Origin of the sequence: Marinimicrobium koreense (assembly GCF_003762925.1) — a bacterium.
Taxonomy (GTDB): Bacteria; Pseudomonadota; Gammaproteobacteria; order Pseudomonadales; family Cellvibrionaceae; genus Marinimicrobium; species Marinimicrobium koreense.
In genome coordinates, this window is sequence record NZ_RJUK01000001.1 from 1,176,920 (window position 1) to 1,189,590 (window position 12,671).

Consider the following 12,671-nt stretch of genomic DNA (forward strand, 5'->3'; position numbering starts at 1 on the left):
GCAGCCATTTGGCCGGAGCACCTTAATCAACACGTTCTTGTTAAATAAAACCTTTTTCAACGCGTACACCCGAGAAAGTTAGCTCCAGCTCGCCTTCGGTCGCGAGACTGAAGGGCTCGAGGACGCGGGTGAAGAACTCTTCCGGGGGGAGGACCAGGCCGAAATCCGACCCGACGTCGGGGAAGCGGTCCAGGGCGATGGACAGCGTCTGCCAGCCCTGCCCCGCCAGAGCGCGCAGCTCTTCAGTGACATCCACCTGAGACAGTGCCGACGGGCCACAGCCGACGCGCCACTGCACCGGTGCCGTAGGTGCGCGATCCACCTTCACGTCCACCACCAACGCCCCGTTGGCCTTCCAGTAATCCGTCAGCACCTGACGATCCCGGGTCGCCAGCGCCATAGCGCCGAAACCATCACCATTCCAGATCACCTGCCGGGCATCCTCCTGCACCTCACGGTCTACCGCATTCACCGTTACCGTGGACACCTGCACCTGGTTGCCCTTCATCACCGCCTTGTCGTTCACCTGGCCCTCGACTTCCACCTGCCAGGCGTCCAGCGGGCGCATCTTGAACAGCGTCCAGACATCCTCGGTAGCGGGTAGTTGCAGGCCCTCCTCCGACAGATCGTCGCCCAGCGGATCGTCCTGTCCATACGCCAGGCTGTAGCCAAAGGGAAACAGCGGCGCGTAGCCTGGCTCGCCCATATTCAGGGGGCACTGATCTGGGCGGTCGGGCCAGGAGAAACTCAGCTTGCCCTTGATTGGATGACGCACCTGACCCTCGGTGTCGGTAAACAACACGTCGGCAACGCCTCCCCCTTCGGTGCCCGGCTGCCAGATGACCACAAATGCATCGGAGGCGTTCAGCTCGCGGTTCACCCACAGCGGACGACCAGTAATAAACAGGGATACCACCGGAATGCCCCGGGCCTTGAGGGACTTGAGCAGTTGCCAGTCTCGTGTGTCGCGGGGCTTGTATTGGACATTCTGCACGTCGCCCTGCATTTCGGCGTAGGGGTCCTCCCCGAACAGGACGATGGCCACATCCACGGACTCATCGCACTGACCGTCCAGGCTGACGAACACCTCGCCTCCCGCCTCCCGAATGGTGGCGTCAATGCCGGCGCTGACGGTGGTGGCGCCCGGAAAGTCCCGAGCGTCCGTTCCGGTGCCCTGCCAGGTGACCGACCAGCCGCCCACCTGCTTGCTGATATTGTCGATACCGTCGCCCGCCAAAAGCACCCGCTGTTTTGGGTTGAGCGGAAGCAGCTGATCGCGGTTTTTCAATAGCACCAGAGATTCGCGCACCGCCTGACGGGCCACGTCCCGATGTTCTGGGGCACCAATGAGTGACTGACGACCCGCAAGGGTCCGGCTTGAGGGACGATCCCGCTCAAACAGACCCGCGCGCAACTTCACCCGCAGAATCCGACGCACCGCATCATCGATTCGGGATTGCGCAATGGTGCCGTCGCGCACTTGCGCCACAGTGTTGTGGAACAGGGTTTTCCACTCGGGGTGTGGCACCATGAAAATATCGAGCCCGGCATTGATCGCCTGAGGACAGTTCAGCACATCGGCGCCGGGGATGAAGGCGTGACCATTCCAGTCCCCCACCACCAGGCCATCAAAGCCCATCTGTTCTTTCAGGACACGGGTCAGCAGGTGATGATGACCGTGGAGCGGCTCACCGTGCCAGCTATTGAATGACGCCATCACGGCCTGCACGCCGGACTCGATCGCGCTGAAATAGCCCGCACCGTGAATGTCCCGCAAGCGCTCCTCGGAATCGACATTGTCACCCCGATCGATGCCGTTCACCGTGCCACCGTCACCGATAAAGTGTTTGGCGGTAGCAATGACATGCTGCTCATCCAGGCAAGCCTCGCCCTGCCCCTGAAGCCCCCGCACCATCTCACCGGCATAGGCACGCACCAGCTCCGGGTCTTCCGCCCAGGATTCATAGGTCCGCCCCCAGCGATCATCTCTGGCCACGGCAACGGTGGGCGAAAAATCCCAGTCCAGACCGGTTGCGACAATCTCCCGAGCGGTAGCCTCGCCAATGCGGCGAATCAGTTCGGGATTGTGGGCGGCGCCAAGCGCAATATTGTGTGGAAACAGGGTGGCCCCCACCAGGTTGCCCACCCCGTGCACCGCATCGGTTCCCCACATGATGGGAATGGGCAGGCGTCCATCCCGGTCATCCATAGAGGCTTCCCAAAACTGATCGGCCAGGGCGACCCAGTCACTCGCCTGAGCGTAACGGTCATTGTTGGGCACACTGCCGCCGCCGTTGAGCACGGAACCCAGGTGGAAGTCCCGGATATCGTCCGGGGTTACCTGTTTGATCTCCGGTTGAATCATCTGACCCACTTTCTGTTCGAGGGTCATTCGATGCAATAGCGCGTCGATACGCTGCTCAATGGCATCATCCCTGGAAATGGCGCTTTTCAGGCGCGGCCAGGTCACTTGGCGGGAAGCGTTGAACATGACGACAGGGGCTCCGATTATTAAATGGTTTTACGGACTATAAGGTGGGGCATTCTAGCACAGTCGCCAATCCCTTAAAGTCGGGGCTGCAAATTCAACAACACCGCGTTACCCTTTGTGTCTGCATGACGTCGAGTGCGCCATTTCTGGCGCCGACGTCCTCCACGCGACCGACCGATACAGGCAGATAACCTATGTGGCAACAGACTGAATTTCGCCTGCCCCCCAAAAGCCGGGGCTTCCACCTGGTCACCCAGGAAGTGCTCAGAGCGCTGCCCCCGCTGGACCACCTTCGCTGCGGCCTGCTGCACCTGTTTATTCAGCACACCTCCGCATCACTGACCATTAACGAAAACGCTGACCCGACCGTACGCGGCGACCTGGAGCGACACTTCAATCAGTTTGTCCCCGAGCGGGCCCCCTACTACGAGCATGACTACGAAGGCGACGACGACATGCCCGCCCACATCAAATGCACCACCATTGGTGCCAGCCTGACCATTCCGATTACCGACGGTCGTCTGAACCTGGGAACCTGGCAGGGAATTTACCTGTGCGAGCATCGCAATCACGCCGGTAGCCGCACCCTGGTCGCCACCGTTCAGGGAGAGTAAGTGCCATACTTGATGAATATCAATTTGCCCCAACCATTTAGGCGCTAAGGTTTGTTCGTATTGGGTTCCTGTGATTCGCGAGGTCACCGATGGAATACAAGGACTACTACAAGACCCTTGGGGTCGAGAGAAACGCCGGCCAGGATGAGATCAAACGCGCCTACCGGAAGCTGGCACGCAAGTATCATCCGGATGTCAACAAGGATGCCGGGGCGGAAGACCAGTTCAAGGAGCTGGGCGAGGCCTACGAGGTATTGAAGGACCCGGAAAAACGCGCCGCTTACGATCAGCTCGGCAGCAACTGGCAGCGCGGCCAGGACTTTGAACCGCCCCCAGATTGGGGGAAGGACTTCGATTTTGCCGGCGCCGGGCGTCACTACCGCGGCGGTATGGGCAGTGGCGATTTCAGTGACTTTTTCGAGAATCTGTTCGGCGGTGGTTTTCACGGCGGAGGCTTCACCCAGAACAGCAGGTTCGGCCAAGATGGCGGTTTTCGGGCTCGCGGCGAAGATCAGCATGCCCGCATTCAGATCGACTTGGAAGACGCCTTCAGCGGCGCCTCCCGGCAGATTACCCTGCGCAGCCAACAGGCGGATGCCCAGGGACGAATCCAGGCCGTCCCCCGTACCCTGAACATCAAAATTCCCAAAGGGATAAAGCCCGGACAGAATATCCGCCTGGCGGGCCAGGGATCGCCTGGTTTGGGTGGTGGGCCCAGTGGCGATCTCTATCTTGAGGTGGAATTCAGACCTCACCGGTACTTCCGGCTGGACGGGCGAGACCTGTTTCTCGATTTGCCCCTCACCCCCTGGGAGGCGGCATTGGGTACCAAAGTGAAAATCCCCACGCCCACCGGCAAAGTCGACCTGAAGATTCCCGAGGCATCCCAAAGCGGCCGCAAACTCCGGCTCAAGGAGCGCGGACTGCCCGGCTCTCCGTCGGGAGACCTGTACGTTGAGCTGAGCATTCACACGCCGCCCGCCCAAAACGCCTCGACGCGAGCGGCTTACGAGCAGTTGGCAAACGCCGCGCCGTTCAACCCACGCCGCCACCTGGAGAGCTGATTATGTCGGGAGATACCCATCGCCTGATGGCAGGCACCATTCTGGAAGAAGACGTTGAATTGACGCTGGGCGAGCTCTGCCGACATTGCCAGGTGGAGGCCGACTTCGTGGTCGAACTCATCCATGAAGGGGTCATCGATCCGATCACCCCTTCAAGCCCGCGCTGGACCTTCAGAGGACACTGCCTCACCCGATTGAAGCGTGCCCGTCGCCTGCAACGGGACCTGGGGTTGAACCTCGCCGGTATCGCGCTGGCACTGGAGCTGCTCGATGAGCGCGAGCGCCTGTACGCCGAGCTGGCCCGCTGGCAGCGGGCGGATCGCGAAACAGAATAGTCCGGCGGAGTTAATCCTTTTCCCGGCGGTTTTTCTGCATGGCTTCGCTGAACGCTGCTGCCATGATTCCCGTCGGCATGGCGATGATGCCAATACCCGAAAGTGCCGTCAGCGCCGCAAAAAACCGCCCGAGCCCGGTCACCGGATACACGTCGCCGTAACCCACTGTGGTCAAGGTGGCCACTGACCACCACATGGAGCGGAGCACACTGCCGAATGCCTCCGGCTGCACCCCTCCCTCCAACAGATACAACATGATGGACGAGGTCAATAGCACCAAAAACGCCAACCCGAAACTGACATACAGTTCAAACTGACGCAGCCGGACCGCATGCCCCAACTCCCGCAGGGCTTTGGAGAAACGCCCCAGCCTCGCCAGACGCAAGATCCGCAGCACCCGGATCAGACGCATGAACAGGGCTTCCATGCCCACCAGCCCCAAAAACAGCGGCAAAATGGCCAGCAGGTCAACCACCGCGGCAAAGCTGCCCAGATAGCGAAGGCGGCCCCACACCGGGTGGGCATAGCGGGCGCCCTCCACAGCCACCCAGGCTCGAATCAGGTATTCCAGCAGAAAAATCGCTCCCACCACCCACTCGAAAGCGACGAACCACGGCTCACGCCCTACCCTGATGGCGGGCTCGGTTTCCAGTAATGCCACCAACACCGCCACTGTGATCAGCGCGCAGATCCATCGGTTGGCCGGGGAAAGCCCCTGATCAGGCCAGGCGCCCGGCTCCAATTGCCGATATAACCGGGCTCGCCAGGGGTGCTTTGCGGAGGATGACGAGTGAACCATGAACAGGCTCCTAAAACGGTACGACCGACTCAAAAGAGGCAGCCTCACCCGATTCCGGGTGGGCAAAGCTGAGCGTTGACGCGTGCAGCAGCAGACGTGTCGCCTGCTGGCGCACCGACTCCGGCGCATAGAACTCACAACCCAGAATCGGATGCCCCAGCTCGGCACAGTGTAGGCGCAACTGGTGCGAACGTCCGGTGACCGGAGAGAGCGCCAGGCGCGTGGTGTTGTCCTCCCGGTTGCGGGACAGCACCCGGTAATGGGTCAGCGCCGGCTTGCCGTCCTCAGAGATTTTACTCCGTGGACGCCGCTCCGGGTCGGGGGCAATCGGCCACTCCATGACGCCCTGATCTTCCAGTACCAGGCCGTGTACTACCGCCGTATAGGTTTTCTTCACTGTACGAGCCTGAAATTGGCGACTGAGGTTGGATAGGCTGGCCTTGGTAAGGGGAATCACCAACAGTCCGGAGGTGTCGAAATCCAACCGGTGAACCGCGTGAACATCCGGGTAAGTCTCCCGCAGCCGGGCGATGACACTGTCACGATTGGCCGGATGACGGCCGGGAACGGTCAACAGCCGGGTCGGCTTATCCACCACCACAAAGCTGCTCTCCTGGCGTACAATCCCAACGTCCTCCTCACAGGGGGGCAGAACGGTCAGATGATCCGTTGAAGACGACATAATACGACTCGCAAATAAGACTATGAGGCCGAAACATGAGTGCCCCTGAAGACCCGGATAAAAAACCCAACCTGTTTCAGATCATCATCAGCACTCTGGCCGCTGCGTTTGGTGTGCAAAGCAGCAAAAACCGCGAGCGCGACTTCAAGCACGGCAGCATTGCCGCCTACATCATTTCCGGGGTGTTGTTCACCGCGATCTTTATCCTGATCATGGTGTTCGTGGTTCGACTGGTGCTCTCTCAGGCCGGACAGTAAGTCAGACGTGCTTCCAGAGCTGCGTGCTATCGATATCAACGGCTTTGAGCAGCTTCTGAATATTACCCTTGAATGCCCGAAGCTCCGTCGGATGCAACTGATTCAGAAAGCGGTTCTGGTGGGTGACAGCCAACTCATTGAGCGTTTCGACCAGTGCGTGTCCCGACCGGGTCAGGTGCACTTTCACGGAGCGACGGTCCAGACCGTCGTGCTCACGCTGCACCAGTTGCTTGGTTTCCAGGCGGTCCAGAAGACGGGTGACCGCTGAGCGATCCACCGCGATATTATCAGCAATCTGGGCCGGCGTATTGGCCAGCTCATGGAACAGCACGTTGAGGATCATCCACTGGGGCCAACTGACCTCATGCTCGGTCAGCGCCTCATTGAACGCCTCCCGCATCTGACTGGCCAGACGGTTGATCCAGAAGGTGAAACTGTTGTGCAGGTGCAGGCCTTTGGTGGCCGCTCGATCAGAACCCAGCATGACTCCCTCGCAATGACATCAGACAGGTGAAAGGAATCCTGCCAGACATTAATTGACAACGCAATTATTTCAATGCAAAGAGTCGGAAAGACATCGGGTGGGATCGGGGCGCTCTGATGGCAACGTCAAAGACACCCCCGGTCGATCAGTGTGCCGGCAAGAAAATCTTATTGGCCACTGACCCAGTAAACACAGGTGACCACGAAGATGGCAATCAGCGCCACCGCCGCCATGGCATCGGCAAACGCATCGCCCTCGTGGGCTTCATGGGTCTCATTTTTCATAACATCAGTCTGCTCAGACATTATTGTTATTCTCCTCTCGCCAAACGTGGTAAGGATAGGAGCGCTTTACAGCCATCAGCTGAGCCGCTTTACGCCCCCAACAGGACAGTCGAATCTAATCACACCCCACCCGGATTGACAAGCGACCGCCACCGGATATAACCAAAAAGCATTAGGATAGCGGAAAACATTCGTTCAAACCGGCCCCCGGTCTCTGGTATTTTTGCGCCCTCTGAGACGGGTGTGTGGCCTGCCACCGGGCCGACCACCACCTCCGTTCAGGGTCGCGCCGAAGCGGGTTTTGCTGTATCCTCCGCCGCGACAATACACCGGTTTACGGGCGCTATTGCATTAGCGTTCGCTAACATACCCAACCTTTCCCGGAAGTACAGGTAATACAGCCCTCTATGTACATCTATGACGAATACGACCGCCGCATCCAGGGGCAGCGCGTTACCCAGTTTCGCGCGCAGATGGAGCGGTATCTGGACGGCCAATTGGAAGAAGCGGAATTTCTTCCCCTACGCCTGCAAAACGGCCTCTATGTTCAGCGCCTGGCGCCGATGCTGCGCATTTGCGTGCCCTACGGCCTGATGAACAGCCGCCAGTTGCGCAAAATGGCCCACATTACCCGTACCTACGACAAGGGTTACTGCCACATCAGTACCCGCCAGAACATCCAGCTCAACTGGCCCCAACTGGAAGAAGTGCCGGACATTCTGGCGGAACTGCTGGAGGTGGAGATGCACTGCAACCAGACCAGCGGTAACTGCATCCGCAACACCACCACCGATCAGTTTGCCGGTGTCGCGACCGATGAGCTGGTGGACCCCCGCCCCTATTGCGAACTGATCCGTCAGTGGTCCACCTTCCACCCGGAATTTGCCTTTCTACCGCGCAAGTTCAAGATCGCCGTGAGCGCCACTCAGGAAGACCGGGCCGCCATCCGCGTACACGATATCGGCTTGCAGATTGTGCGTAACGAGGCCGGCGAACTGGGCTTCTCTGTCTTCGTGGGCGGCGGTCTGGGTCGCACCCCGGTCATTGGCAGTCTGATCAATGAATTCGTACCGGAGCAGCATCTACTGACCTACCTGGAAGCGATTCTGCGCATCTACAACCAGTTCGGCCGCCGGGACAACAAATTCAAGGCCCGCATCAAGATTCTGGTGCGCGCCATGACCCCCGAAGTATTCGCCGAAAAGGTCGAGCAGGAATGGCAACACCTGCGCGATGGCAGCGCCACCCTCACTCAGGCAGAAATCGACCGGGCCCACAGTTACTTCACCGAGCCGGCCTATGAAAGCCTGGATGATGCCGCCGCACAGGCCGAGCTAGACACGCTCGCCAGCGACAACAAAGCCTTCTCCAACTGGCTTAAGCGCAACGTGCGCGATCACAAGAAGCCCGGCTACGCCGCCGTCAACCTGTCGCTCAAACCGACCGGTATCGCGCCCGGCGACATTACCGACCGGCAGTTGGAAATCATCGCCGATCTGGCCGATGACTTCAGCTTTGGCGAAGTGCGCACCACCCACGAGCAGAACATGGTGTTGGCGGATGTGAAGAAAGCCGATCTTTTCGACCTCTGGCAGAAAGCCAAGGCCGCCGGCTTTGCCACGCCCAACATCGGCACCCTGACGGACATCATCTGCTGCCCGGGTGGCGATTTCTGCTCACTGGCCAATGCCAAATCCATTCCGATTGCCGAGGCCATCCAGCGTCAGTTTGAAGATCTGGACTACCTCTACGATCTGGGTGACATCGACCTGAACATCTCCGGCTGCATGAACGCCTGCGGGCATCATCACGTCGGTCACATCGGCGTTCTCGGGGTCGACAAGAAAGGCGAGGAGTTCTACCAGGTGACCCTGGGTGGCAACTCCAGCAACGATGCCGCCCTTGGCAAGGTGATCGGCCCCTCTTTCACTGCCGAGGATATGCCCTCGGTGGTCCAGAAAATCATCGATGTGTACGTCGAGAAGCGGACCGAAGAAGAGCCCTTTATCGACACCGTCAACCGACTGGGTATTGCCCCCTTCAAGGAGCGTGTCTATGCCAAAGCTAGTTAAAGACGGCGCCATCGTCGACAACGAATGGACCCTGATGGCCAAGCCCGAGGGCGAGGCAGCCGAGGCGGAAGTACCCGCCGGACAGATCATTGTCCCGCTCTCGGCCTGGCTTGCCCAGAAGGATAAGCTGTCCGCCCGTGACGATATCGGCGTATGGATCGATACCGACGAGACCGCCGATCAACTCGGTGAAGACGCGCAGCGTTTCCCGCTGGTCGCAGTGCACTTCCCGGCCTTTGCCGACGGTCGCGCCTTTACCAATGCGAGGATGCTGCGCGAGCGCTTCGGATTCACCGGTGAGCTACGTGCCGTTGGGTATTTCCTGGCCGAACAGGCCTGTTACCTGCGCCGCTGTGGCGTCAACGCGTTCGATTTCGGCGCGGATCGGGAACAGCACCTGCAGGCGACGGTCGATGCACTGCAGGATTTCACCGAGTACTATCAAGCCTCGGTCGACGAGCCCCTGCCGCTGTTTCGCCGCCGGGCGTCCTGAGGGACTTTCATATCGAAGAGCTCCCAGCATAGCGAGGGCCTCCCGGCCCTCGCTTGATCAATTCCGCTCGCTGTGACACGCTTTGGGGACAACAACATAACCCCAGAGAATCAACCTGATGACACCATCTTCCCAGATACCGAAGACTCTGATCCTCGGCATATTAGTCTGTGCCGCCGCCAGTTGCAGCACTTCCCGTTCAACGCCCGATGACAACGACAGCACCCTGTGGAGACTTGATCGCCTGGACCGGGCGGGCTCTGTGCCGGCTCGAGCTGAGGGCAATCCAACCTTGGTGGACACCGTCCACGGCCCCGCGATTCACTTCGATGGCGATGAAGACCGACTGCTGGTTGAGCACAATCCGCTGGCCGAGCAGAATCAATTTACCATCGAGGTCTGGTTCAACCCGGCAGATGTTTGGCCGGCGAACTGGGAACCGCGCTTCTTCCACATCGAATCACTCGACAACCCCGATCGTCGGATCACAGTCGAGCTTCGGCTGAATGATCAACAGCAGTGGTACCTCGACGGGTTTCTGAAGTCCGAGCGGGACGCCCTGACGCTAATTGACGAGACGCTAGTCCACCCGGTGAATCAATGGCACCACGCCGCCCTCACCTTTGATGGAACCACGATGCGTACTTACGTCAACGGTGCACTGGAGCTGGAGGGTACAGTAGACTTTGAACCGATTGGTACCCTCGCGCGCACTTCAATAGGCGCCCGATTGAATCGGGTTCACTGGTTCAATGGTTTGATGCTTGCAGTGAGAATGACGCCCCAGGCCCTGGAGCCCGAAGCGTTTCTGGACTGGGAAAAACTGCCCGACTAGACCGTCTCGGGCTTCCTTGCAGAGTACTTGAGCGAAGGATAGTCGGTATAGCCTTCCGGGCCCGAGGCATAAAATGTTGTCGGATCCGGTTCGTTCAGGGGAGCGTCCTGAGCAAAACGTTCCGCCAGGTCCGGATTGGCGATATAGAGTCTGCCAAACGCGACGGCATCCGCTTTGCCTTCGGCCAGCCAGCGCTCGGCGCTGGTCTTCTCATAGTTTTCGTTAGCAATGTAGACGCCGCCGAACTGCGCTTTCAGGTCCGGACCCAGGCTGTCCTCCGCTTCGTGCTCCCGCGAGCACAGAAAGGCTAACTCGCGCTTGCCAAGCTCCCGCGCCACATAACCGAACAGCGCGGCCGGGTCTTCATCCCCCATGTCGTGGCCATCACCGCGCGGCGCCAGATGCACCCCGACCCTACCCGGCTCCCAAACGCTCAGTACCGCATCGGTCACTTCCAGCAGCAGTCGGGCACGGTTTTCGATCGAGCCCCCGTACTGATCGGTGCGCTGGTTACTGTTGGTCTGCAGAAACTGATCCAGCAGATAACCATTGGCGCCGTGAATTTCCACTCCATCAAACCCCGCACGCCGAGCGTTCTCGGCCCCGCGTCGATAGGCTTCGACCAACTCCGGAATTTCATCCAGGGTCAGCGCTCGCGGCGTGACATATTCTTTTTTCGGACGAATCAGACTGACGTGCCCTTCCGGACGAATCGCACTGGGGGCGACCGGTAATTCGCCCTCCAGATACACCGGGTCCGAAATCCGGCCAACGTGCCACAGCTGCAAGAGAATTTTTCCACCCTCAGCGTGCACCGCCTGTGTCACCTTGCGCCAGCCCGCTACCTGATCTTCCGACCAGATTCCCGGGGTGTTCGGGTAACCAACGCCCATGTGCGTCACGGAGGTGGCCTCGGTCAGAATCATGCCCGCACCGGCACGCTGGCGATAGTACTCCGCCATCATATCGTTGGGCACCCGGCCTTTGGAGGCGCGACAGCGCGTCAGGGGCGCCATGATGATGCGATTGGACAACTGTAGGTCGCCAATCCGGATTGGGTCGGTCAAATGGGGCATGTTTCGTTCTCCTGAACAAAATCCGTAGAGCACGGAAAATCAATGAACGGATGTACGTGAACCCCTATTGCTTGGGATCATTTCCCCCTTTTAAATCCTCCCCGAGATGACCTTTACCTTCCTTTACGTGAGGCCCAGCTCTCGTCTCTGACACAGCACACGCTATAGCGCTTGAATCGAAGCCCAGAGTGCAGCATCAACCGGTATGCCGCGCTGCTGATTCTCCGCACGTCGAGCCATTACCGCTTCACCCGGATAGCGGATAACGCCGTCGGGCTTTGCCGGCCGGGAGCGATGGAGATCGTCGATGATCGACTGGACCGCGCCGCGTAAAGCGGGGCGATCTCCCAGTTGGTTGAGATCAATGGCGATAAAAACCTGAGACACACCATACTCCAGTGTCTGCTGACTGATATCCGCCGTGGAGCGGCCACCACTGAGCAGGGTGGCGAGCAGGTCCAGCATCAGCGACAGCCCTGCGCCTTTCCAGTAACCCACGGGCACTGGCCGCTGACTTTCGAGAATTGCCCGGGGATCGTCAGTCATGTGCCCGGCGGTATCGTAACCCCCGGGCACGGAAAGCTTGCGCTGCTGTTCGACCGCCAACTCCATCGCACCGTAGGAAAATTGCGATTGCGCCATATCCAGGACAACCGCACCCGGTTCGTGAGGTACCGCCATCACCAACGGATTGTTCCCCAAACGACAATCCGCAGCCCCCCAGGCCGGCAGGTTGGCGATGGTGTTGGTCCAACCGATAAACACAAACCCGCGCTCAGCGGCTTGCCAACCATAGGTACCACCGCGCATCCAGTGGTTGGTGTTCGCCAGTCCCACACAGCCCAATCCGTGAGATTCGGCCAACACCATGGCCCGTTCCGTGGCGGTGCAGGCGTTGAGTATCCCCGCCCCCAGGTGTCCGTCCCACTGCTCAAGAGCGCCCGCCGCCAGAGTGCACTCGGGCTTCGCCGAGGGCACGACATGGCCGCGACGGATCAGGTCGACAAAACGGGGAAAGCGGTTCAGTCCGTGGGTGTAGACACCATCAATACTGTTATCGGTGAAAGTCTTCGCCAGGTGCGCCGCCTCGGTTTCTGCGAAACCCTCCCGGCGCAGAATGTCGCTCAACGTCTGTACGCTGAGCGCCGGACTGATCAAAAGATTCTGAGCCTTATGGGACGACAT

14 protein-coding genes are annotated in these 12,671 nt (G+C 59.6%); 7 read left to right on the plus strand and 7 right to left on the minus strand.

What is annotated here, in order from left to right; translation table 11 throughout:
* Positions 1 to 40: 40 nt before the first annotated feature.
* Positions 41 to 2,491 (minus strand): glycoside hydrolase family 3 protein, encoded by a 2,451-nt coding sequence (locus EDC38_RS05055; protein ID WP_281273504.1) that lies wholly within the window; start codon positions 2,489 to 2,491, stop codon positions 41 to 43.
* Between the two features lie 194 nt (positions 2,492 to 2,685).
* Here EDC38_RS05055 and EDC38_RS05060 point away from each other — a divergent pair, with 194 nt between their 5' ends.
* The 3 genes from EDC38_RS05060 to EDC38_RS05070 all read left to right on the plus strand — a co-directional run bounded on the left by EDC38_RS05060 (position 2,686) and on the right by EDC38_RS05070 (position 4,504).
* The gene (locus tag EDC38_RS05060; RefSeq protein ID WP_123637568.1) at positions 2,686 to 3,105 is read left to right on the plus strand and encodes a secondary thiamine-phosphate synthase enzyme YjbQ; all 420 of its coding nucleotides are present in this window, start codon (positions 2,686 to 2,688) and stop codon (positions 3,103 to 3,105) included.
* A gap of 89 nt (positions 3,106 to 3,194) precedes the next feature.
* On the plus strand, positions 3,195 to 4,169 hold the full coding sequence (locus EDC38_RS05065; protein ID WP_123637569.1) for a DnaJ C-terminal domain-containing protein: 975 nt from the start codon (positions 3,195 to 3,197) through the stop codon (positions 4,167 to 4,169).
* A gap of 2 nt (positions 4,170 to 4,171) precedes the next feature.
* A complete protein-coding gene (locus tag EDC38_RS05070; RefSeq protein ID WP_123637570.1) occupies positions 4,172 to 4,504 on the plus strand; it encodes a chaperone modulator CbpM in 333 nt (110 codons plus the stop codon).
* A gap of 10 nt (positions 4,505 to 4,514) precedes the next feature.
* On the opposite strand, the gene EDC38_RS05075 is transcribed toward EDC38_RS05070, so the two are convergent.
* Together EDC38_RS05075 and EDC38_RS05080 are read right to left on the minus strand one after the other, a co-directional pair.
* Positions 4,515 to 5,303, minus strand: a complete 789-nt coding sequence (locus tag EDC38_RS05075) for an ion transporter (protein ID WP_123637571.1) — start codon at positions 5,301 to 5,303, stop codon at positions 4,515 to 4,517.
* Between the two features lie 10 nt (positions 5,304 to 5,313).
* Positions 5,314 to 5,985 (minus strand): RluA family pseudouridine synthase, encoded by a 672-nt coding sequence (locus tag EDC38_RS05080; protein ID WP_123637572.1) that lies wholly within the window; start codon positions 5,983 to 5,985, stop codon positions 5,314 to 5,316.
* A 35-nt stretch (positions 5,986 to 6,020) separates the two neighbouring features.
* Here EDC38_RS05080 and EDC38_RS05085 point away from each other — a divergent pair, with 35 nt between their 5' ends.
* A complete protein-coding gene (locus EDC38_RS05085) occupies positions 6,021 to 6,242 on the plus strand; it encodes a DUF2970 domain-containing protein (RefSeq protein ID WP_024460435.1) in 222 nt (73 codons plus the stop codon).
* A 1-nt stretch (position 6,243) separates the two neighbouring features.
* On the opposite strand, the gene EDC38_RS05090 is transcribed toward EDC38_RS05085, so the two are convergent.
* Together EDC38_RS05090 and EDC38_RS16345 are read right to left on the minus strand one after the other, a co-directional pair.
* The gene (locus EDC38_RS05090; protein WP_123637573.1) at positions 6,244 to 6,726 is read right to left on the minus strand and encodes a MarR family winged helix-turn-helix transcriptional regulator; all 483 of its coding nucleotides are present in this window, start codon (positions 6,724 to 6,726) and stop codon (positions 6,244 to 6,246) included.
* Between the two features lie 167 nt (positions 6,727 to 6,893).
* Positions 6,894 to 7,031, minus strand: a complete 138-nt coding sequence (locus EDC38_RS16345; protein WP_170162818.1) for a hypothetical protein — start codon at positions 7,029 to 7,031, stop codon at positions 6,894 to 6,896.
* A gap of 386 nt (positions 7,032 to 7,417) precedes the next feature.
* Here EDC38_RS16345 and EDC38_RS05095 point away from each other — a divergent pair, with 386 nt between their 5' ends.
* The 3 genes from EDC38_RS05095 (at position 7,418) to EDC38_RS05105 (ending at position 10,410) form a co-directional block, all read left to right on the plus strand.
* The gene (locus EDC38_RS05095) at positions 7,418 to 9,082 is read left to right on the plus strand and encodes a nitrite/sulfite reductase (protein WP_123637574.1); all 1,665 of its coding nucleotides are present in this window, start codon (positions 7,418 to 7,420) and stop codon (positions 9,080 to 9,082) included.
* Positions 9,066 to 9,575 (plus strand): DUF934 domain-containing protein, encoded by a 510-nt coding sequence (locus EDC38_RS05100; protein ID WP_123637575.1) that lies wholly within the window; start codon positions 9,066 to 9,068, stop codon positions 9,573 to 9,575. The genes EDC38_RS05095 and EDC38_RS05100 overlap by 17 nt, the downstream gene beginning before the upstream one ends.
* Positions 9,576 to 9,693: 118 nt before the next feature.
* Positions 9,694 to 10,410 carry a LamG domain-containing protein gene (locus tag EDC38_RS05105; protein ID WP_123637576.1) on the plus strand — a complete coding sequence of 239 codons (717 nt, stop codon included), beginning with the start codon at positions 9,694 to 9,696 and terminating at the stop codon, positions 10,408 to 10,410.
* On the opposite strand, the gene EDC38_RS05110 is transcribed toward EDC38_RS05105, so the two are convergent.
* Both EDC38_RS05110 and yiaK read right to left on the minus strand, forming a co-directional pair.
* Positions 10,407 to 11,486, minus strand: a complete 1,080-nt coding sequence (locus EDC38_RS05110) for an alkene reductase (protein WP_123637577.1) — start codon at positions 11,484 to 11,486, stop codon at positions 10,407 to 10,409. The two genes, EDC38_RS05105 and EDC38_RS05110, sit on opposite strands and share 4 nt — an antisense overlap.
* A gap of 162 nt (positions 11,487 to 11,648) precedes the next feature.
* Positions 11,649 to 12,671, minus strand: coding sequence for a 3-dehydro-L-gulonate 2-dehydrogenase (gene yiaK, locus EDC38_RS05115; RefSeq protein WP_123637578.1), 1,023 nt, complete (start codon positions 12,669 to 12,671; stop codon positions 11,649 to 11,651).